The 20,246-nt window shown below is 45.3% G+C and carries 22 protein-coding genes and 1 tRNA gene; 9 read left to right on the top strand and 14 right to left on the bottom strand.

Annotated features, from left to right (window positions below):
* Positions 1–21 precede the first annotated feature (21 nt).
* A complete protein-coding gene (gene trpS, locus NA59_RS01610; RefSeq protein ID WP_044406916.1) occupies positions 22–1,026 on the top strand; it encodes a tryptophan--tRNA ligase in 1,005 nt (334 codons plus the stop codon).
* 217 nt (positions 1,027–1,243) lie between these two features.
* Here trpS and NA59_RS01605 read toward each other — a convergent pair whose 3' ends face one another.
* From NA59_RS01605 to gloA, 3 genes are all read right to left on the bottom strand, one after another.
* Positions 1,244–2,299 carry a peptidase M42 gene (locus NA59_RS01605; protein WP_044406913.1) on the bottom strand — a complete coding sequence of 352 codons (1,056 nt, stop codon included), beginning with the start codon at positions 2,297–2,299 and terminating at the stop codon, positions 1,244–1,246.
* A gap of 51 nt (positions 2,300–2,350) precedes the next feature.
* The gene (gene ppnP / locus NA59_RS01600) at positions 2,351–2,662 is read right to left on the bottom strand and encodes a pyrimidine/purine nucleoside phosphorylase (RefSeq protein WP_044406911.1); all 312 of its coding nucleotides are present in this window, start codon (positions 2,660–2,662) and stop codon (positions 2,351–2,353) included.
* Between the two features lie 118 nt (positions 2,663–2,780).
* Positions 2,781–3,176 carry a lactoylglutathione lyase gene (gene gloA, locus NA59_RS01595; RefSeq protein ID WP_044406908.1) on the bottom strand — a complete coding sequence of 132 codons (396 nt, stop codon included), beginning with the start codon at positions 3,174–3,176 and terminating at the stop codon, positions 2,781–2,783.
* A 257-nt stretch (positions 3,177–3,433) separates the two neighbouring features.
* Between gloA and NA59_RS01590 the strand changes: the two genes are divergently transcribed.
* Positions 3,434–3,910, top strand: coding sequence for a metal-dependent hydrolase (locus tag NA59_RS01590; protein ID WP_083944842.1), 477 nt, complete (start codon positions 3,434–3,436; stop codon positions 3,908–3,910).
* Between the two features lie 229 nt (positions 3,911–4,139).
* Here NA59_RS01590 and NA59_RS01585 read toward each other — a convergent pair.
* From NA59_RS01585 to ectA, 4 genes are all read right to left on the bottom strand, one after another.
* Positions 4,140–4,216 (bottom strand) — tRNA-Arg (locus tag NA59_RS01585).
* A 129-nt stretch (positions 4,217–4,345) separates the two neighbouring features.
* On the bottom strand, positions 4,346–4,738 hold the full coding sequence (locus NA59_RS01580; RefSeq protein WP_044406905.1) for an ectoine synthase: 393 nt from the start codon (positions 4,736–4,738) through the stop codon (positions 4,346–4,348).
* Positions 4,739–6,010 carry a diaminobutyrate--2-oxoglutarate transaminase gene (gene ectB / locus NA59_RS01575; RefSeq protein ID WP_083944840.1) on the bottom strand — a complete coding sequence of 424 codons (1,272 nt, stop codon included), beginning with the start codon at positions 6,008–6,010 and terminating at the stop codon, positions 4,739–4,741.
* A 77-nt stretch (positions 6,011–6,087) separates the two neighbouring features.
* On the bottom strand, positions 6,088–6,567 hold the full coding sequence (gene ectA, locus NA59_RS01570; protein ID WP_232504011.1) for a diaminobutyrate acetyltransferase: 480 nt from the start codon (positions 6,565–6,567) through the stop codon (positions 6,088–6,090).
* 232 nt (positions 6,568–6,799) lie between these two features.
* Here ectA and hemA point away from each other — a divergent pair, with 232 nt between their 5' ends.
* The 7 genes from hemA (at position 6,800) to NA59_RS01540 (ending at position 12,322) form a co-directional block, all read left to right on the top strand.
* On the top strand, positions 6,800–8,062 hold the full coding sequence (gene hemA / locus NA59_RS01565; RefSeq protein WP_044406902.1) for a glutamyl-tRNA reductase: 1,263 nt from the start codon (positions 6,800–6,802) through the stop codon (positions 8,060–8,062).
* A 24-nt stretch (positions 8,063–8,086) separates the two neighbouring features.
* Positions 8,087–9,175, top strand: a complete 1,089-nt coding sequence (gene prfA / locus NA59_RS01560; protein WP_044406900.1) for a peptide chain release factor 1 — start codon at positions 8,087–8,089, stop codon at positions 9,173–9,175.
* Positions 9,168–10,037 (top strand): peptide chain release factor N(5)-glutamine methyltransferase, encoded by an 870-nt coding sequence (gene prmC / locus NA59_RS01555; protein ID WP_044406898.1) that lies wholly within the window; start codon positions 9,168–9,170, stop codon positions 10,035–10,037. Before prfA ends, prmC begins: the two co-directional genes overlap by 8 nt.
* A complete protein-coding gene (locus tag NA59_RS01550; protein WP_232504010.1) occupies positions 10,018–10,809 on the top strand; it encodes a HesA/MoeB/ThiF family protein in 792 nt (263 codons plus the stop codon). Before prmC ends, NA59_RS01550 begins: the two co-directional genes overlap by 20 nt.
* Before the next feature lie 32 nt (positions 10,810–10,841).
* The gene (locus NA59_RS01545) at positions 10,842–11,294 is read left to right on the top strand and encodes a hypothetical protein (protein WP_198401028.1); all 453 of its coding nucleotides are present in this window, start codon (positions 10,842–10,844) and stop codon (positions 11,292–11,294) included.
* A gap of 145 nt (positions 11,295–11,439) precedes the next feature.
* Positions 11,440–11,583 carry a hypothetical protein gene (locus NA59_RS15000; RefSeq protein ID WP_157792528.1) on the top strand — a complete coding sequence of 48 codons (144 nt, stop codon included), beginning with the start codon at positions 11,440–11,442 and terminating at the stop codon, positions 11,581–11,583.
* 61 nt (positions 11,584–11,644) lie between these two features.
* Positions 11,645–12,322 carry a hypothetical protein gene (locus tag NA59_RS01540; RefSeq protein ID WP_232504009.1) on the top strand — a complete coding sequence of 226 codons (678 nt, stop codon included), beginning with the start codon at positions 11,645–11,647 and terminating at the stop codon, positions 12,320–12,322.
* 11 nt (positions 12,323–12,333) lie between these two features.
* Here the strand turns inward: NA59_RS01540 and NA59_RS14995 are convergent, their stop codons facing one another.
* From NA59_RS14995 to NA59_RS01510, 7 genes are all read right to left on the bottom strand, one after another.
* Positions 12,334–12,498: a hypothetical protein gene (locus NA59_RS14995; RefSeq protein WP_157792527.1), complete on the bottom strand. Its 165-nt coding sequence runs from the start codon at positions 12,496–12,498 to the stop codon at positions 12,334–12,336.
* A gap of 63 nt (positions 12,499–12,561) precedes the next feature.
* Positions 12,562–13,944, bottom strand: coding sequence for an oxygen-independent coproporphyrinogen III oxidase (gene hemN / locus NA59_RS01535; RefSeq protein WP_044406891.1), 1,383 nt, complete (start codon positions 13,942–13,944; stop codon positions 12,562–12,564).
* Between the two features lie 85 nt (positions 13,945–14,029).
* Positions 14,030–17,122, bottom strand: a complete 3,093-nt coding sequence (locus tag NA59_RS01530; protein WP_083944838.1) for an EAL domain-containing protein — start codon at positions 17,120–17,122, stop codon at positions 14,030–14,032.
* Between the two features lie 172 nt (positions 17,123–17,294).
* Entirely contained in the window at positions 17,295–17,714 is a 420-nt protein-coding gene (locus NA59_RS01525; RefSeq protein ID WP_044406888.1) for a type 2 periplasmic-binding domain-containing protein, read from the bottom strand.
* 12 nt (positions 17,715–17,726) lie between these two features.
* Positions 17,727–18,998 (bottom strand): hypothetical protein, encoded by a 1,272-nt coding sequence (locus tag NA59_RS01520; RefSeq protein ID WP_044406885.1) that lies wholly within the window; start codon positions 18,996–18,998, stop codon positions 17,727–17,729.
* A gap of 58 nt (positions 18,999–19,056) precedes the next feature.
* On the bottom strand, positions 19,057–19,845 hold the full coding sequence (locus NA59_RS01515; RefSeq protein ID WP_083944836.1) for an HD-GYP domain-containing protein: 789 nt from the start codon (positions 19,843–19,845) through the stop codon (positions 19,057–19,059).
* A 23-nt stretch (positions 19,846–19,868) separates the two neighbouring features.
* On the bottom strand, positions 19,869–20,246 hold the full coding sequence (locus NA59_RS01510) for a DUF1987 domain-containing protein (protein WP_044406882.1): 378 nt from the start codon (positions 20,244–20,246) through the stop codon (positions 19,869–19,871).

The raw sequence follows: 20,246 nt of genomic DNA, 5'->3' as shown, positions 1-20,246 counted from the left end.
CCTACAAACCACGAGAACAGTATGAGCAAACCAATTTTGTTTAGCGGGATTCAGCCTTCGGGTGATTTAATGATTGGCAACTATATTGGTTCCATTAAAAATTGGGTCAAGCTCCAAGATGATTACCAGTGTCTTTTTTCACTCGTCAACATGCATGCCATCACGGTAGAACAAGATCCGCAGGCTTTAGCAAAGCGCAGTTTAGATTTTGTCGCCCTCTATCTTGCTTCTGGAATCGACCCCAAAAAAAGCACGGTGTTTATTCAATCACACGTCCCTGAGCACGCGGAACTAGCGTGGATTCTAAACTGTTCGACCTATATGGGTGAGCTGAATCGAATGACACAGTTCAAAGACAAATCACAAAAACATGAACATAATATTAATGCGGGACTGTTTAATTATCCTGTATTGATGGCGGCGGATATTTTGCTTTATCAGACCGAACTGGTTCCGGTTGGTGCTGATCAAAAACAACACCTTGAACTCACACGCGACTTGGCGCACCGCTATAACAATCGTTTTGGTCGCGAAATATTTAAAATCCCCGAGCCTTTTATCGCGCCGACCACCTCAGGCGGACGGATTATGAGCTTGCAAGACCCAACCAGTAAAATGTCGAAGTCTGATGAAAATAAAAACAATTTTATCGGCTTACTTGATGACCCTAAAACCATTCTAAAAAAATGTAAAAAAGCCATGACCGACTCTGGGAATGTGATTGAATATGATCTAGACAACAAACCGGGGGTATCGAATTTACTAACGATTTATTCGGTTATCAGCGGCCAGACAATTGAACAGGTTGTTGCGCAGTTTGAAGGCAAAATGTATGGTCATTTAAAAGTGGAACTTGGTGAACTGATCGTTGATTATCTGGCACCCATTCAAGAAAAATTTTATGCCATTCGTGAAGATGAAACCTTTCTTCGCGATGTTTTAAAAACAGGCGCCGATCAAGCCCGCGAACAAGCACAAAAAACCCTACGCGATGTTCAAAACACGATTGGGTTTGTATTGCCTTAAGTCATCAAATATTGCGCGTCATTGCAAGGCCGAAGGCCGTGGCAATCTCTGGCAGGCTGTGCGCGACCTTGGGAGATTGCCGCGTCGCTACGCTCCTCGCAATGACGGGCATTTTCTAAGCTTAATGGCAATGACGTTCAACGTGGGCGCGCTTATGGGTTGTAACTTATTGATTTATTGTTTATTTAAGATGCGTTTGCCCTGAATTGTAAAACACTTACACCTCTGCTAAAACCGTAAGAATCTTTAAAAAAGCTTCGCAGGATTCGATTGAGGCCGTTTCTGACATGGTATGGTAGCCGGTCGTCGGAATTTGCAAGGTGGTGCCATGGACAAAACCATTAGACGCCAGGGTAATGCGCCCCATTTCGGTACTGCCTAGCGATTTAGGGGGTAAACCTTTTGCCGCTAATTGGCTATTTTGTTGTTCAACAAATGCATCTTTAAAACTATAGCTAATGCCTAGTTGCTCACAAAGGCTCACTAGTTGATTGGTGGTTTGGGTGTTGTAGTGTGCATGGTTGTCTTTGCGACGCAACACTACTTGTTGCACATCGGCCGCTTTGCGATCGGGATAGGGACTGGTATCGACCACAATGAGCTGGTTGGTCGAGCCGCCAAAGCGTCGAAACCATTCAAGCAAATAGCGCCAACTCGAACCGGATTCTTCTTGGGCAGTAAAAAACGCGGTGCCTTCAAATCCTAAGCTAAACAGATGCACCAATAATGCCGCCGTCAGAACGTTATCAAGCTGTCCACTGAGTAGGTTGCCTTCAATTTTCAGCCCATCACGAAACGCAACGGGCGTACCCGCAACGAGATGTTCCAGCCCTTCTAGCTCAAAAATCAAGTTATTACGAAATTCACAAATCGAGGTATTTTTAATCACGCCCGATCCGCGGTAAGCGCCCGACCAGGGTTCATAGGCCATAACCGGCGTGGATTCAAAACGTTCGCTAATTTTTTGCATCAACTCTTCGCTGACGGCATTGCCAAGCAAATCGGAACGATGCCCGGATACAAAGGCGGCATACTGAAACTCATTTGGGCCTGTACAAATCAGTCCATGACGATCAATATGTGCCGAGAACATCGCGCTATTGGGCTTATCACCCTGCGCCACCAGCAAGCCTTCATACCAAGTGACCTTGGCGCCGCGCTCTTCTAGCTCACGCTGTAGTACGCGAAAAAACGAATGTTCGGCACCGACCACACAAGGCTGACGGATCAAACTTTTTAGTAAATCAATAAACTCAGCAAATCGATGATCCATCGGTGCCCCTTTTGGGAGTCTGTCGGCGCGCCGACAGAATCCTGGTGTTATTTATGAGTAAGAACAGCAGTAGTCGGTCACCGCCTTCACTTTAATGCCAAACTTAGCATTGGCCGGCACTTCAAATGACTCACCGCCGACAATCGTTTGCCATTGCGTTTCACCTGGCAACAACACTTCTACTTCACCCGCTAATATTTCCATCAATTCGTCTTCATCAGTACCGAACTCATAGTCGCCCGGCATCATAATGCCCAGAGTTTTACGCGAACCATCTGCAAACTTAACAATACGGCTGGTTACCTTGCCATCAAAATAAATATTGGCTTGTTTTACAACGCTAACACCATCAAATTGACTCATTGTTTTTTCCTTTAACAAAATTTAAATACATAGGAGACTGTCGGACTAAGCCCATCGGCTGCAAAAAAGCCCGGTTTAGTCCGACAGGCTCCTGGGGGTTAGAATAGATTGGAACGTTTTATGTTCTAACGTGATCCGCACCAATCAACTCGATTGGATAACCATCAGGATCCGCCAAAAACGCAATAATTGTCGTACCGGCATTCATCGGCCCCGCTTCTCGCAGGATGGTACAACCTTTGGCTTTGGCATCCGCGGTGGCTTTATACACGTCTTCGACCTCAAGTGCAATATGGCCGTAAGCGGTGCCCATTTCATACTCGCTCACACCCCAGTTATAGGTCAACTCTAACACGGTATGTTCAGCTTCATCGCCATAACCTAGAAACGCCAGCGTAAACTCACCTTTTGGATAGTCTTTTTGGCGCAAAAGAGTCATCCCCAGCACTTCGGTATAAAAGTCAATTGCGCGTTGTAAATCCCCTACGCGTAGCATGGTATGCAGCATTCTCATGATTTTCTCCTGTTTATCGCAAATTCACCAATCAAAACAACCGAGGACCTCAACTTTCACCCCCTCCTTGTTCATTTTGAACAAAAACCTAAATCAAATCCAGTACAAATTGGCTTTTAAGCCCGAATATTTGACAATAATTGATTAGGTACAACAGAACCCAGACGTTATAATCCGATCCCAAAAGGTCACGCCCTTGCCCCATAAGCGCGTTAACCAAAACATTCAATACAATCACTTTAAAAAAGGAATAGCGTATTTTAGTCAAATCCCACTTATTAATTGGCGGCGGTAGTTATCTTGCATACGAATCTGTGATGACCGGGTTTAGTGAACTCACCCCAATCCTTCTCATCGTTGCCTTATTGGGTTCGATATCACCGGACATCGACCATCCTGGCTCGTGGATAGGTCGAAGATTACGCGTGCTGAGCCTTCCTATTTCATCTATGTTTGGCCATCGTGGCATCACCCACTCGGCCCTCATGGTTGCCGCAATTTTATTTACCGGCTGGCATTTTAATTTTAGCAGCCAATACCTCAACGCATTTGCAATAGGTTATGTTTCACACCTTGCGGCAGATTTTATATGCAAAAGCGGTATTCCCCTCGCCTACCCTCTAAAAATGAGATTTAACTCCATTATCACCATTAAGACAGGAAGCTTTGCAGAAAACGTCATTACGTTGTTCGTAAGCATCGCATGTGGCTATATTATTTTTGTAAACTTTTAACGCCAACATCGACAGATTTACAACGCAAACCTCCGCCACATCATCCAAAACCAACGCAGGCACCGTCTTTTGACATCCCCCCCGCCGTGAACGACGGAGATTCCAACGGCGTTAAGCCGTTAAGAGTGGGCATGACATAAACTCATTTACAGTTTTACAGTATTGATGACATTATCGGGAACCAGAAACGAAAAAACCCCAGCTAAATCAATAACTAGGGTTTTGAAAGTGGTGCGCCTGAAGAGATTCGAACTCCTGACCGCTCGGTTCGTAGCCGAGTACTCTATCCAGCTGAGCTACAGGCGCTTAACTTGTTGAGGCGTATTATAGAGATTTGGTGCCGCGTGTCAAGCGTGTGTTTAAAAAAAACGTCACTTTTTTCAATTTATTTAACACTCCAAGCACCAAACCAATCCAACCTATTGATTATCAATACTATTCGACAATCAACGGATAAACACCGTTTTCATCGTGCACTTCGCGTCCTGTTACGGGAGGATTGAATACACAGACCATGCGCATATCCTTACGTGCGCGCAAATAGTGCCGTTCATGGCCATTCAGCGCATACAGGGTGCCATCTTCTATCTGCGTGGTGATGCCTGTTTCAAGGTCTTCAATTTCACCCTCACCGGCTACACAATACACCGCTTCTAAATGATTAGCATAGTGTATAAAGGTTTCTGTGCCGGCAAAAATAGTGGTGTCGTGCATCGAAAAGCCCATGCCCTCTTTAGCGAGCAGTAATCGACGACTGACCCAATTGCCGTTTTCGGCTTTAACATCTCTATCGGTACCGATGACTTCATTTAATCGCTTAATAATCATTTATGCTTTTCCCTTTTCAAAGATTTCAACCGCGGCGACGACGGCTTCGTGCAAGATTTCAAAACCTTCATTCAGCTCGGTTTCGCTGATAACTAGCGGAGCAAGGAATTTCAACACTTGATCCGCGGCGCCGGCGGTTTCCATAATCAAACCACGTAAAAATGCTTGGCGCGACACTTCATTACAAAAGCCTTCAACCAGTGACTCCATTCCCCAAATCATGCCCAAGCCACGTACATCGGTAATATAATTTGGGAACTGAGCTTGGATAGCTTTAAACACCTTTTCAACCTGCGCACCTTTTGAACGGATTGACGCACTAAAGTCATCATTACGCCACAATTCTAATACCGCTGAGCCTGCGATAAACGCATGGCTGTTACCACGGAAGGTACCGGTATGCTCACCGGGCTCCCAAATATCAACATGGGGCTTCATGAGTACAATCGACATCGGCAAGCCAGTACCAATCGACTTCGACACGGTGACAATATCAGGTGTAATGCCCGCACGCTCAAACGAGAAGAAATCACCAGTACGGCCATTACCGACCTGTATTTCGTCCATAATTAATAGAATGTCGAGCTCGTTACAAACTTTTTCCAGCTTCTGAAGCCATTCCACACGTGAAATATTAATCCCACCTTCACCTTGAATCGATTCAACAATAATCGCAGCCGGTAAATCATAACCCGAGCTGCCATCTTTCAAGTAATGGCGTAGCATATCCACGCTATCCATTTCATGGTCGAAATAACCGTCATAAGGCATTTTGGTCACGTTGGTTGGGACACCATAATAATCATCATGATAAAACTCGTTGCCTGTTACCGCGAGTGAACCGAGAGAGTGACCGTGATAAGCATTGGTAAACGCCACAACATTAGAGCGCTGCTTCATTTTACGTGCCAGCTTCAACGCCGTTTCTACCCCATTAGTCCCTGTTGGCCCTACAAACTGTATTTTGTAATCCAGTCCGCGCGGCTTCAAAATAATGTCTTGAAAACCTTGTATAAAATCATGCTTCGCCACGGTGGCTTTATCAAGGGCATTGGTAATGCCATTACGTTGAATGTAATTGATTAAGGCCTGATTAACTAACGGGTGGTTATGACCATAGTTTAATGAACCCGCGCCACCAAAAAAGTCGATAAAACGTTTACCTTCAACATCAACAATCGTTGCGCTGGTGGCCGTGTCAAATACAGTTGGAAATGAACGAATATAACCACGTACATTAGATTCATACTGTTCAAATAGTGAAATATCCATTTACAGGTATCCTTTTTTAATAATTATTGTTAATAGAGGGTTAGCTCCGTGCAGACAAATATAGTCTGCCAGGGTTATTATTTGGTTAGACTAATGCTGACTAAGGGTTCAGCTTCATGACCATTACCGAGGTGAACAGACGTTAAGTAGTCGCGGATTTCAACCTTCGAATCTAACCGCTGAGCCAATTTAGCAAACAGCGCATTCGACGCTTGATTCGAGGGTGAAATCGTGCATTGCACCTGCTTGATCTGTGCAAACCAATCGCGCTCGGTCAGGTTTTGCAATAGCTGCATTGCCAAGCCCTGTCCACGCATCGAGGCTTCAACCGCTACCTGCCAAACAAATAACACACTCGGGGCTTGGGGCAAACGATAAGCGGTGACAAAACCAACGGCTTTATTATCAACCTCGGCTATCGCACAGGTTGGCGAAAAATGATCTGAAAGCAGGAAATAGAGATAACTGGAGTTCACATCCAGCGTTTGCGACTCTTTGACTAATCGCGTAATAGCCGCACCGTCTTGAAGACTAGGGGGTCTGATAATGATATTCATAACTATTTTGTGTTTTTAACGCCATCTTGCCAATTTAACCAAAGCAAGATGAAACACCCAAAAACGCTCCTTTTTGTTGATAATTAAATGTATACCTTTTTTACCCTAACATATTTTTAAGACCAATTTCAAATGAACTTTCCCTTACAAAAAAATGATGTTTTGTTAATTGGTGCAAAATCGGCTAAAATCATCGCCTTTATTTTGAATTCGAAATGGCATTAAATAACGCATGAACCTTTTTGCTCTAGGTGTGAATCATGAAACCGCTCCGGTCAACATTCGCGAAACCGTGTCTTTTACGGCAGATCGGGTATTTAGCGCACTTCAAGAACTGAAAGACCAGCAATTGGTAGCAGAGAGCATCATTCTTTCCACTTGTAATCGCACCGAACTTTATTTCACGGTTAAAGACAAACAAGCTGAACCCGTTATTCATTGGCTGCACCAATTCTTTTGCTTAGCCGATAAAAGCTTACGCCCCTATATTTATCTCCATCAGGATCTGCAAGCCGTTATCCATATCATGCGCGTGGCAAGCGGGCTAAACTCACTGGTTTTGGGTGAGCCGCAGATTTTAGGGCAAATTAAAGATGCGTATAATGTAGCACACAAAACCGAAAGCGTTCACCATACGCTTGAAAACCTGTTCCAACATGTATTTCGTACCGCTAAGCAGGTGCGTACGGATACCGCAATAGGCTCTAGCCCTGTATCGGTGGCCTTTGCCGCGGTATCGCTCGCTAAACAGTTTTTTGGTGATTTATCGCAACAAACCGCCTTACTGATTGGCGCAGGCGAAACGATAGAGCTGGTGGCGCGTCATTTACATGAAAGTCATGTAGGGCGTATTGTGATTGCCAATCGCACCTTTAGCCGCGCTCATGCCCTTGCTGAACAGTTAGGCGGCTATGCGATTGAGCTGGATGAACTCGAAAAACACCTGCATGAAGCGGATATGATTATTGCCTCAACCGGCAGCCCTACCCTGCTAATCAAGCGTGACCAAATCAAACAAGCGCTCAAAAAGCGTCGCCACCGCCCCATGTTTATGGTCGATATTGCGGTTCCGCGCGACATTGAAGCTAGTATTAACGATTTTGAAGATGTGTATCTGTATAGCGTGGATGATCTTCAGGATATTATTTCTGAAAACAAACGTTCACGCCAGGATGCCGCCAATGAGGCCGAAGACATTATTCAAATGCAGGCTGAGCGTTTTATGTGTCAGTATCAGGCAATACAGTGTGTAAACCCGCTGATTCGTGCCTATCGCCATCAAGCAGAAACAATAAAAAATGCCATGATTCAACAAGCGATGCACCAACTGGCACTGGGGCAAAAACCTGAAGCCGTCATCCAGCGTATGGCGCACCAACTAACCAACAAACTGATTCATACACCCAGCTATCAATTGCACGAAGCCGGCATTGCCGGCAAACAAGACTTGATTGAGATGGCTGAGCAATTATTATTTGACAAAGAACGTCATTAATCCAATTTTAACTAGGGATACCCGATGAAACCCTCGATTCGCCAAAAACTCCAAACCCTTGTTGAGCGCCTTGAAGAAGTCGGCGCCATGCTGTCTGACCCGAGTGTGGTCAATGATCAAAATCAATTCCGCAACTTATCAAAAGAACATTCTCAACTCACGCCGATTGTTGAGGTTTATCAAAACTTTGAACGCGCCGAAGCGGATCTTGAAGAAGCCAAGGAGATGATTGCCTCAGGCGACCGTGAACTCAAAGAAATGGCGCAAGAAGAATACCCATCACTGGAAAAAGCGATTGAAACCTATGAGCTTGATTTACAAAAAATGCTCCTGCCACGCGACCCGAACGATGATGCCAATATTTTCCTAGAAATTCGCGCGGGCACCGGCGGTGATGAAGCCGCTATTTTTGCTGGCGATTTATTTAAAATGTATAGCCGTTACGCCGAAACCCAGCGCTGGCAAATTGAAGTGCTCAATACCAGTGATGGCGAACATGGCGGTTATAAAGAAATCATCGCGCGAATTGTCGGAGATGGTGCTTATTCCAAACTCAAATTTGAATCCGGTGCACATCGTGTTCAGCGCGTTCCGACCACGGAAACCCAAGGGCGCGTTCACACCTCTGCCGCGACGGTGGCGATTATGCCGGAAGCACCCGATGTCGAGCAGGTTGAACTCAATCCGGCAGACTTAAAAGTGGATACCTTCCGCGCCTCGGGTGCGGGGGGGCAGCACGTTAACAAAACCGACTCCGCCATCCGCATTACCCATATTCCAACCGGTACGATTGTCGAGTGCCAAGATGAGCGCTCGCAGCACAAAAACCGCGCGCGCGCCATGTCCTTGTTGGCGGCACGCATTATGGATGCAAGACGTCAAGTGCATGACCAAGCGATTGCGCAGGAGCGTAAAAGTCTGGTCGGCTCAGGAGATCGCTCAGAGCGCATTCGCACCTACAATTACCCACAAGGTCGTTGCACCGACCATCGCATCAACCTGACCCTATACAAGCTTGATGAGATCATGAATGGCGGCCTATCCAGTGTGATTGACCCGCTTTCACACGAACATCAAGCTGAATTGCTAGCCGCACTCAGCGCAAATGACTAACCAGGCCTGGTTGATAAAAGAGGCCATTAGCGAGGCAGTTAGCCAACTGCAAACGGCCTCGCAAGCCAATCCGCATAAGCTTGAAGCCGAATTATTGCTTTGTCACTGCCTTGGCGTTACTCGCAGCTACTTGCTGACTTGGCCAGAAAAACGGCTGTCAAATGCCGAATCCAGCGCGTTTTTTGAACTTGTTCAACGCCGTGCTACAGGCGAGCCTATCGCCTATATTCTCGGTACGCGAGAGTTTTGGGGGCTAGAACTTGCGGTTTCACCCGCCACCCTAATCCCCCGTGCGGATACCGAAACGCTAGTAGAACGGGCGCTGGAAAAAATCCAGCAGATCCAACAACCGCATATTTTAGACATGGGCACGGGTTCGGGTGCGATTGCCCTCGCCCTCGCCTATGAACGCCCTGACGCACGCGTGATCGCCGTGGATTACTCTACCGATGCGCTTGATATCGCACGCCAAAACGCCGAGCGCCACCAGCTTAAGGTGAAGATGCTGCAAAGTGATTGGTTTAGTGCGCTGGCTGAGCAACGCTTTGATTGCATCGTGTCTAACCCGCCCTATATCGAACGCCACGACCCGCATCTTACTCAAGGGGATTTAAGGTTTGAACCCGCCAGCGCCCTCAGCGCAGGTCAAGATGGGTTAGCCGATTTGCGCCAGATTATTGAACAAGCACCCAAATTTTTAAACAACCAGGCCTGGTTATTGGTTGAGCATGGTTATAATCAAGCCGATGCGGTACAAACGCTATTTAAACAAGCCGGATTTTGCGCTGTACAAACCCACCAGGATTTGAGCGGTCATCCGCGCGTCACTGTAGGAAAAATCGATGATGACACAGCCCAATAAAACACCGACTGAAAAAACACCGACTGAACTTGACGATGCGCAACTTAACCGCTTTTCACGCCAAATTCTTTTGTCTGATATTGATTATGCCGGCCAGCTTAAACTAGCGCAATCCCACGCGCTGGTTATTGGCCTTGGCGGGCTAGGTTCGCCTGCCGCGCTTTACCTTGCTGCCGCTGGATTGGGTCAGTTGACCTTGGTGGACTTTGATCAGGTAGACGATTCCAACTTACAGCGCCAAATCATTCACAACGAACAGCGCATTGGTCAAAACAAAGCCGAATCCGCCGCACACACACTGGCACAACTCAACCATTTTTGCCAAACGCACGTCATTAGCCATCAACTTGAAAACGAAGCGCTCGATGCGCTTATACAACAAGTTGATATTGTTTTAGACTGTTCAGATAATTTTGAAACCCGCTATGCGCTCAACCAGGCCTGCTTAAAAGCAAGAAAACCCTTAGTATCGGGCGCCGCGATTCGCTGGGAAGGTCAGCTGACCACCTATGACTTTAGACATGACGATTCACCCTGCTATGAATGTCTGTACAAACCCGGCACATCAAATGACCAAAGTTGCAGCCGCAATGGTGTTGTATCACCCCTAGTCGGCATGGTGGGCTCAATGCAGGCGATGGAAGCAATTAAAGCGCTAATCGGCTTACCCACATTGGTAGGAAAATTGCTTTTAATTGACGGGCTTACTATGCAATTTCGTCAATTCAACCTAAAGCAAGACCCTCATTGCATCCAATGCCAGAAAAAGTAATTGTGCTATACTATTGATTATTAAAAGCAAAGATGAGAACAAACAAGATGACCGACGATGAATTAAAAGCACTGGTAGCCAGTCTAGCTGTTTCACAAGCCAAAACAGATTCACAGCTAGCCAAAACCGATGCACAGCTAGCCAAAACCGATGCACAGCTAGCCAAAACCGATCGTAAACTTGAAAAAATTGGTGACATGCTCGGCGCTTTCGGCCGTAATTTAGGCGAAATCACTGAAGAGTTCTTTTTTAACTCTCTCGGCGTCACCCAAACACTGGGCGGCATCCACTATGACTTTATGGACAAAAACCTAACCCGACAAGCAGGCAAGCTCACGGATGAGTTTGATATTGTAATGGTTAACGGTAAGGATGTGGCGATTATTGAAGTGAAATACAAAGCACATAGAGACGATTTAACCAAACTGCTGACCAAAAAGTACACCAACTTTAAAAAGCTATTCCCTAGGAGCCTGTCGGACTAAAGCCAATCGGCTGCAAAAAAGCTGGATTTGGCCATTTTTTGCCCACTTCCTCGTCAAATAGCTAGCTATTCTCCTCGGAATTGAACAAAAACTGACTCAAACCAGACTTTTTTTCGCTTCGACCGGTTTAGTCCGACAGGCTCCTATGTATCGTGATTATAAGCACCATTTGGTGTTAGCCACCTTTTCAATTTATGATGAACTCAAACAAGAGGCTTTATCAAAAGGTGTAACGGTTTTACAGCGTAAAGGGGATATAATCGAAACGTTTGAACCCAAGGCAGCTTAATAGTGACGCGCTACAAAAGGCTTGACATGATACATTCAGACTCAATATTGAGATTTAAACTGTGCGAAATAATACACTAAAAACACCGCAAAATCCAACTAGGTCCGGCGGGCGAAAATGGGTCTGGTTGATCGCCTTAGGGCTTTCTTCCCAGCCACTCTATGCGATGACAAATTATTTTAGCTATGATGCGCTGCACCTCCAATTAGGCGCAGCGCTATTTGACCAGCCTATTGTACTAGAGCATACCAACAAACTTGGCAGCGATGAATACAAGGTAATTCCACTATGGGGCTTTCGCGGCAGCTACCAACACCCCGCAACGGGGCTTATTTTTAGCGCAAACACCACCCAAGCACAGCAATCGACCCAACACACAAAACTACAACAAACGAGCTACAGCTTTAAACTGGGCTATGCACTCGGTTTTTTCAATCGGTTTGACATTTATACCCATCTGGGCCAGTATATTAACGACACAAAAGCCTGCGCAGAAACAAACTGCATCAAACTAAACCAAAAAAATCAAGGTATTGACCTTGGTTTTCGTGCTTGGGCAAAACCCAATATTGAATGGGGAATTAATCAGCGGATTAACAATATCCGAGAAGACCAAAAAAACTACAGCACCAGCTTGCAGCTGGGCTATTTACTCAGCCAGCACAGCGCCCTAACCACTAGTCTGCTTTACTCTGAAAAAGATGCTGCACTCACAGTGGGCTTTCGCTATAGCTTTTGAGCAGGCCAAGCTTAACGCTGACGTGCCACATAAGACAACATCGTTTCAGACATACGTATCTCATGCAGGAGGCTTGAAAACTCCGCCTTGCGCATCACGGGCATTTTAATCGCTTGATGATGCTCAAAAGCTTGACGGATACTTTTCGCTAACTCTCTAATCATCGTGGGATTCATTCATTGCTCCTTGCCACCCAAATACCGATCTTGGGTGACAACAAGCAGAAAACAAGCCAAAGGTTAAATAACCTTAGAAAACCGACTATTACTACCAACTGTCAAGTAAGCATCAAAAATCATACAAATATTGCGAATCAACAACCGCCCTTTCGCGGTTACGAAAATATCCTTATCATCCAGTGTCAGCAATCCATCATGCGCAAACACCGTCAACATTTTCAATTCTTTAGCAAAATACTCATCAAACCGAATACCCCACTGCTGATTAACCGTCTCAAAATTTAAATGAAAATGACTAATCAAGCGTGTAATCACATTACGACGCAGTTCATCGTCCTCAGTGAGGTGCACCCCCCGAAAAATCGGCAATACCCCGGCATCGATTGCCGCATAATAGGCATCCAAACTCTTGCGGTTCTGAGAATAGGTGTTATCAATCAGCCCAATCGAGGTCGCGCCCATGCCCACCAAATCACAGTCAGCGTGGGTCGAGTAGCCTTGAAAATTACGATATAGCGTTTCGTTACGTTGCGCAACGGCCAGCTCGTCGTCAGGCTTGGCAAAATGATCCATACCAATGTAAACATAACCCGCTTGCAGCAATCGCTCGGTAGTGGCTTGAAGAATCGCCAACTTTTGATCAGGGCTTGGCATATCTTCTTCACGCATTTTCTTCTGCGTCGGGAACATGGTTGGCATGTGAGCATAATTAAACACCGAAAAACGATCTGGCTGCACCTCAATGAGCTTGTCCAACGTTTGCAAAAAGCTGTCCTTAGTTTGCAACGGCAAGCCATAGATCAAATCGACATTCACCGATAAAAATCCTTCCGCACGCGCGGCATTCAATACCGTAAAGGTTTCTTGCTCTGACTGAATGCGGTTAACCGCTTTTTGCACTTTGGGATCAAAATCCTGCACACCAAGGCTCATTCGATTAAAGCCCAACTCACGCAATAGCTTAATGGTTTCAGCCGTCGCTTCTCTCGGATCTATTTCAATCGAATATTCGCCGGTATCATCATCATACAAATTGAAGTGTTCACGGGTCTTTGCCATTAATTGACGCATTTCATCGTGATTAATAAAGGTGGGCGTACCCCCACCCCAATGCAACTGCTCAACCTTGCGATTCGGGTCAAATAACTTAGCTTGGAGTTCGATTTCTTTAAACAAACGCTCAAGATAAGGCGTCGTCTTTTTACGATCACGCGTCCATTCTTTATTGCAGGCGCAATAAAAACAAATCGTGTCACAAAAGGGGATATGAAAATACAAAGACAGCCCGCGCCCTGACGCATTACTGCGAACCGCAGCGGCATTATAATCCGCTATGCCAAAGCCTTCATCAAACTGCACGGCGGTGGGATAAGAGGTGTAGCGCGGCCCACTTTGGTTGTAGCGCTTAATTAAATCCGTGTCAAACTCAATACCCTGTTCCATCGTTAATCCTTTAAACATTAATTTCGCGCCATTCTAAACCAACCAGGCCTGGTTATTATGAATTTGTCTACAAACTTGCGTTATATCAATTTGAATTCAACAACGCGCGCATGGCGCTAACGAGTTGATCGCGCAGGTCATAAAGCTCATTAAGCCGATCGATGGCCTGCTGACCCTTGCCCCCAGTCTCGAGTGCCAACAACTCATGAGCCTTATGATGCACCTCGTGATGAATCTTATCAATCAACTGAAACCCTGCCTGATGACCATAATCACGCCGCCCCTGGTGCTCAAACCAGCGCCCAAAATTACATAAATGCGCATCGAGCTGAGGGGGACGCTGAATTTCACCATTCAAATAATGCGCCAAGCTATCAATCCACGCACGATGCTCCACTTCGGCAAATAACAAGGTTAAATCAACAGGCTTAAGCTTTCTATCCGCCCAATTCTGCCACAAGGGATCAGGCTTCCATAACTTTTGCCATTGTATAAAATCGACGGCTGGCATCGGGCGTGCAATGCCATAACCCTGTGCCAATTGACATCCCATTAACAACAGCATTTCACCATGCGCAATGGTTTCAACCCCTTCCGCTAACACATCGCGATGGAACGCACCGGACAAACCAATCACCCCATTAACAATCGCTAAATCCTCGGTATCCTGCAACATATCTCGCACAAAACTCTGATCAATCTTCACCAGCTCAGCAGGCAAATGCCGCAAATAAGTCAACGAGGAATAACCTGTACCAAAATCATCTAGTGCAAAACTATAGCCTAACGCTTGGCAACGCCGAATCACACTACCCACATGCCCAACATCTTCAATCGCACTGGTCTCTAAAACCTCAAACTGCAAAAGCCGAGCAGGCACATTCGGAAATTGAGATGTTAAAGCAATCAACTTATCAACAAAATCAACCTGCTGTAACAAGCGTGCACCGATATTCACGCTCACCACAAATTCAAAACCTTGATGACACCATTCATCCAATTGACGCAGTGCATCGCTCAGCACCCAATAATCCAATTCCGCACTCAAAGGCTGGCCTTCAATCATCGGTAAAAACTCAATCGGCGGTAGCAATCCACGCTCAGGATGTTGCCAACGAATCAAGGCTTCTGCTCCGACAATCTTGCCAGACTGCATCCAAACCTTTGGCTGAAAATACAACACAAATTCTCGATTATCCAAAGCCTGCTTAATGCGTTGCTGTGAAGCCATGTGCGCTTTATCTTTTTGATCGAGTTCAATATCAAAATAATGATAACGATTTTTACCTTGCTGTTTAGCCTGATACATTGCCAAATCCGCATGCCGAATTAGCTGCTCGGCTTCCACTTGATCAGAGGGGTAAAAGGTTACGCCAATGCTCGCGGAGACCTTCAGGTGGCGCGCATTAATCACCACTGGTTGTGCAGCCGCATGCAACAAACCATGCAATAAACTATGCGCCGAACTCACCGTCTTTAAACTATTCAACAAAATAACAAACTCATCCCCACCAATCCTCGCGAGCGTATCGGACTTTCTAAGCTGAGATTTCATCCGCTTGGCGAGTTCAATCAACAATTGATCGCCGACCTCATGTCCATGCTGATCATTTATCGCCTTAAAGCCATCCAAATCCAAAAACAATACCGCTAGGTATTCACCTTCACGATCAGCCAGCATCATCGCCTGTCCTAACCTGTCGGCTAATAACACCCGATTAGGCAAACTCGTTAACACATCATAATGCGCAATATGCTCTAGCCTCTGTTCATGCTCTTTTAAACTGGTAATATCCGATTGCAAGGCAACATAGTGGGTAATCTCGCCTGATTTATTGAATACCGCACTCATGGTTGTCATTTGCACATACATTTCGCCATTTTTACGCCGGTTCCACAACTCGCCATACCAATGCCCTTTCGCCTCCAACGACAGCCATAGCGCCTGATAAAATTCTTTTGATTGTTTACCGGATTTTAAAATACGCGGATTTTGGCCTAAAACCTCCTCTCGGTTATAGCCCGTAATACGAGAAAATGCATCATTCACCTGCAAAATTTTACCCTGTGTATCCGTAATCACTATCCCTTCACGTGCATGACTAAACACACTCGCCGCCAACTCTAAACTGGCTTCGTTTTTACGAATAGCTCGAATGTGTAATATCACCCCCACTAAAAACAGCACTAACAAAGCGGCAAAGCTAACAATCCAAGCCGCATGACGCTGCCACATATCCATTAAGGTAAAATCCGGCGCGGCATCAAAGGGTGCGATACGCAAGCTGCGCAGAAGGTTTTCGACGGGTTGATAATCAGCAGGACGAGTAAAGCCATGGATACCGGCTTTTCGTGCCGCCTCACTATCCGCTTGCAGTGAAAAAAGGCCAATCATGATCCTACGGCTGATCTCTTCAGAGACATGCGGCATCATCACAACGGGCCACTCAGGATAGAGACGGGTTGACACCGCATAAGGAAAATCATCAAGGGTTTGAAGCAATATTGGCTTAACCAGGCCTGGTTGTAATCGCCCTTCTCTCAACATATCTTCCAACACGCCAGTACGAACAAAACCGACATCGGCCTCACCGCGAATTACTGCTTGCACCACCGCATCATGCGGCATACCTGTTGTAAACAACTGGCGATCCGATGGCACACCCAAACCCGCGTCAAACAATTCTTTGACCTGCATTTGATAACCACCAAACGAGCCCTGACTGACCGCCGCCATTGTTAGGCTAGCGACATCAGCTAAATGAGCAGGTTCGGGCGCATCCGCGCGAACAAACATCACTCCGCCAAAATGCGAGAGTTGCGCTTCACTTTCTTGCCGAATAAGGGTGGCTAAGGGGCCGGTTAATGGATTACGTGCTCGAATACGCACATAGTGTGCGGAATTGGTAATAATTAAATCAAGATGATTTTGAGCAACAGCCTGCTCCAGTGCTTCAAAATTATAGACCTCCAGCTGAATTGGCACCCCCGCCTTTTGCTGCAAATAATCCACCAAAGGCTGCCATTGCTGATGCATTTGCTCTTCAGGACGAAATGACAAAATACCCAATTTTAAGCCTTCTTGTTCACTGTAAACCGGAAAGCAAATAGCAACCAATAAGGTCAATGCACCCAATTTTTGCTTAAAACGCCTAGACCAACGTGACTGACTGACCATAATCAACCTATTCCAAATGACAATAATTTCTTAAATATGTTGAGGATAGTATATACCCAAATCATTTAGGATGCAGAATTGAACAATTTGGCTTGGGGGTTACAGAAATAGCAGGCTTTGAATAAAATGCGTCTGTTGCAACTAGCGTGCGACAGACGCGTTAATGCAGTGGTTAATTTTTCAAAAGAACCTTAACTGAACTCGGTAGATTACTATCTGAATCAATATAGCCAATCGCCCCAGGGGTATTCGCTACATAATCAATAATCTCTTGGGTAGTAGCAAACTCTCTTGGTGGAGCGCCTTTACCAATTGAACGTCTAACAATCCAATAACCAATGTATTTATCATCATCTTGATTAAGTACATGCTGCAAAAATTGCTGACGTGCAGGTGATCCACTGGCCAAATTGACAGGATTTACACCTGTGCCGTTTAACACAATCATTCTTCCTGTATAAATACGGCTTAAGGTTGCTATTTCAACATGATCTTGAACCGTCGCGTTTGCAATCACCACCAATGCCGCTTGTGCTGTGGTGAAGCTGGTTGCGATAACCCATGCCGTTAAGAGGCGAGTAAACATATTCATGGCACGCTCCTCTTAAAATGCAAAAGTATATGAAAGTGAAAAAACTAAAACATCATCGTTGGAGACGTCGCCGTCCACCATCGATGAAGTTTCGCCAATGTGCGTTCTCATGACTTCAAACTTAATTTTCTGGGTTGCGCCTATTCGATAAGCCGCACCTAACATCACCGAGTTTTGGTCATAAACATAAACAGCACTCGCTAAATCTTGGTAGCCTTGAGCAATAGCTTGATCCATTGCTGGCATCGCCCCACCCGTACTTGGAACGATCGCATCCCTTGCTTTCTTCCAATTACGACGTTCATCACGCCCTGACCACATCTTGGCATAACCTAAATAAGGCGTCCAACTACCCACATTTTTTGACAAATTAACGTGAAAGGCATGAGTATCAGGACCCGTATCCACCTGATCAATCAAACGACGCGCATATTCACCCATCACACGTATACCATTATCAAAATGCACATCTGCACCCAAGGTAAATACATCGGCTGTGGTTCGGTCAACTGCATTACGAATAATCAAATCGCCACCCAAACCCGCTAACGGATTACCTGGTATAGTCGGGTCATTCGGAATGACCGTATAGCTACCCGTGAAATGGGGCTCCTTGGTACTTTCAACGTCCACACGATACCAACCCAATCGATACAAGTCATCATCTTTATTCACCGACAACATTAAACCCTTTACATCAATATCAATTGGCAGAAATTTAGCTTCTTGACTACCGCTCACATATTGACGCCAAGCCGACTTAGTTCGTCCTTGAACCGCTTCAAGATTAATTTCAAGGTTATCCGTATACCAGGTTTTGTTGATACTCAAGCCGGTAAAGTCATACACAGGAGCAACAGAATAGACCTCTGCAGGTAGCCGTGCCATATCATAAGTCGTAGACACTTCCATATTTTGCATATTTAAAAACGAACCAATGCGTAACTTACCCGCTCGGAATAACCAGTCATTGGTTGGGCGATAGGATACAAATGCCCAACGTGCATTGATATCATAACTATTATCACTTTCTTCCGATGCAGCGACAACACCCTGTACCGTTGCACCCCAGTGATTATTAAATTTTACATCGGCTTGCAGGCCAAGTAATGAATCGCGCATAAAAGTACCGTCGTCATTAATAAAGCGCTGGTAGTCATACTGTTTATCTGAAATGGCATAACCAATCGTGCCAAAACCAGAAAAATTAACTTCCATAGCGACAACCGATTGCCAGCTCAATAGCGCGACCGTGGCAAAGGCCAACCGTCGTATTGCTCTCATGTGTTTTATAGCTCCTTTATTAAATAAAACATTAAATGAAATATCTGGGTTAAATAAGTTAGAACTGATCAGCAAACTGACGGCGTACTAACAGAAAAGAATCTAAATGCTTAAAAAATATAGCGACCAACTTTGGATCAAAGTGTTCTCCACTCTGCTCTCTAAAAAGGTTAAAAATGGCCTCATCTTCCCAAGCTTTTTTATAACAACGCTCACTACCCAATGCATCAAACACATCCGCTATCGCGGTAATACGACCATATATATGAATATTCTCACCATAAGTTCCTTGCGGATAGCCAGTACCGTTATATTTTTCATGGTGCTCATACGCAATAGTTGCCGCCATTTTTAACAGGGGGCGGTTTGAATGCTTTAACATGTCATAACCTATTTGGGCATGGGTTTTCATAATCTCAAACTCAGCCTCATTAAACCGACCGGGTTTATTTAAAATAAGATCTGGGATAGCCACTTTACCAATATCATGCATAGGACTGGCCTGCTTAATCATTTCCGACTCCGCTTCAGTCAACCCATAGTGCAGCGCCAACATACGAGAATATTCGGCGACACGCTTAACATGATTACCGGTTTCTTTGCTCCTGCTTTCGCCTATCGCCCCCATCGTAAAGATGACTTCTTTTTGCGTTTCTTCAATTTCTTGTTGCAAGGCAGCTACCTCAGCAAACTTACGCTGTAACTCGTCGTACTCCTTTTTCTGACGACGATCACTGCGCAACATAATTTTCTCTTGCCGCGAAATATCCTTTACCAAGCGGTCTGAAACTTGAAGAAAGCTATTTTTCAGATTTTCAATTTCTTCAATCAGTGGACTCGCTTCCATACCGCCATTCACTCCATTGCTAATCAGTCTGTCGTTTTAATAGTAATATTGAGGTCTGGGAAATCATCCACAAAATCCTCACCCGCTTCCAAGGCACTCTCGTTATCCACATCATGCTGCCAAATGACATGAATGTTTTTATCTTCTTTATTAAGATTTAAAACATCAAAAAAATCAAAAAACACCTTAGAGCTACTCGAATTAAAGTAGATAATTTCAAAAGTGACGCTAAGGGAGTCAACCGAACCTTCCTCAAAAAAACTATTCAACCACTGAATAACAGGTTTGTAGAATTCAAACGTGTTTTCAGGATAAGACTTGCCGATCAGGGAAATTTTGCCCTCTGTAAGCATTGAAATGGCAGGGGTATATTGTGTTTGTTCAATAACAAGATCTTGCAT

Source organism: Thiomicrospira microaerophila (genome assembly GCF_000934765.1).
GTDB lineage: Bacteria > Pseudomonadota > Gammaproteobacteria > Thiomicrospirales > Thiomicrospiraceae > Thiomicrospira > Thiomicrospira microaerophila.
The sequence above is the reverse complement of the archived record's forward strand: the minus strand, read 5'-3'. Positions and strand labels throughout refer to the sequence as shown.

What these genes read in the sequence shown, in the direction of transcription:
- NA59_RS01525 (WP_044406888.1), bottom strand. Translation starts at nt 17,714, where the DNA reads ATGAATATGTTTACTCGCCTCTTAACGGCATGGGTTATCGCAACCAGC.
- prfA (WP_044406900.1), top strand. Translation starts at nt 8,087, where the DNA reads ATGAAACCCTCGATTCGCCAAAAACTCCAAACCCTTGTTGAGCGCCTT.
- NA59_RS14995 (WP_157792527.1), bottom strand. Translation starts at nt 12,498, where the DNA reads ATGAATCCCACGATGATTAGAGAGTTAGCGAAAAGTATCCGTCAAGCT.
- NA59_RS01515 (WP_083944836.1), bottom strand. Translation starts at nt 19,845, where the DNA reads ATGGAAGCGAGTCCACTGATTGAAGAAATTGAAAATCTGAAAAATAGC.
- NA59_RS01510 (WP_044406882.1), bottom strand. Translation starts at nt 20,246, where the DNA reads ATGCAAGATCTTGTTATTGAACAAACACAATATACCCCTGCCATTTCA.
- NA59_RS01605 (WP_044406913.1), bottom strand. Translation starts at nt 2,299, where the DNA reads ATGGATCATCGATTTGCTGAGTTTATTGATTTACTAAAAAGTTTGATC.
- hemA (WP_044406902.1), top strand. Translation starts at nt 6,800, where the DNA reads ATGAACCTTTTTGCTCTAGGTGTGAATCATGAAACCGCTCCGGTCAAC.
- NA59_RS01550 (WP_232504010.1), top strand. Translation starts at nt 10,018, where the DNA reads ATGATGACACAGCCCAATAAAACACCGACTGAAAAAACACCGACTGAA.
- ectB (WP_083944840.1), bottom strand. Translation starts at nt 6,010, where the DNA reads ATGGATATTTCACTATTTGAACAGTATGAATCTAATGTACGTGGTTAT.
- trpS (WP_044406916.1), top strand. Translation starts at nt 22, where the DNA reads ATGAGCAAACCAATTTTGTTTAGCGGGATTCAGCCTTCGGGTGATTTA.
- prmC (WP_044406898.1), top strand. Translation starts at nt 9,168, where the DNA reads ATGACTAACCAGGCCTGGTTGATAAAAGAGGCCATTAGCGAGGCAGTT.
- gloA (WP_044406908.1), bottom strand. Translation starts at nt 3,176, where the DNA reads ATGAGAATGCTGCATACCATGCTACGCGTAGGGGATTTACAACGCGCA.
- ppnP (WP_044406911.1), bottom strand. Translation starts at nt 2,662, where the DNA reads ATGAGTCAATTTGATGGTGTTAGCGTTGTAAAACAAGCCAATATTTAT.
- ectA (WP_232504011.1), bottom strand. Translation starts at nt 6,567, where the DNA reads ATGAATATCATTATCAGACCCCCTAGTCTTCAAGACGGTGCGGCTATT.
- NA59_RS01530 (WP_083944838.1), bottom strand. Translation starts at nt 17,122, where the DNA reads ATGGTCAGTCAGTCACGTTGGTCTAGGCGTTTTAAGCAAAAATTGGGT.
- NA59_RS01520 (WP_044406885.1), bottom strand. Translation starts at nt 18,998, where the DNA reads ATGAGAGCAATACGACGGTTGGCCTTTGCCACGGTCGCGCTATTGAGC.
- NA59_RS15000 (WP_157792528.1), top strand. Translation starts at nt 11,440, where the DNA reads ATGTATCGTGATTATAAGCACCATTTGGTGTTAGCCACCTTTTCAATT.
- NA59_RS01580 (WP_044406905.1), bottom strand. Translation starts at nt 4,738, where the DNA reads ATGATTATTAAGCGATTAAATGAAGTCATCGGTACCGATAGAGATGTT.
- NA59_RS01545 (WP_198401028.1), top strand. Translation starts at nt 10,842, where the DNA reads ATGAGAACAAACAAGATGACCGACGATGAATTAAAAGCACTGGTAGCC.
- hemN (WP_044406891.1), bottom strand. Translation starts at nt 13,944, where the DNA reads ATGGAACAGGGTATTGAGTTTGACACGGATTTAATTAAGCGCTACAAC.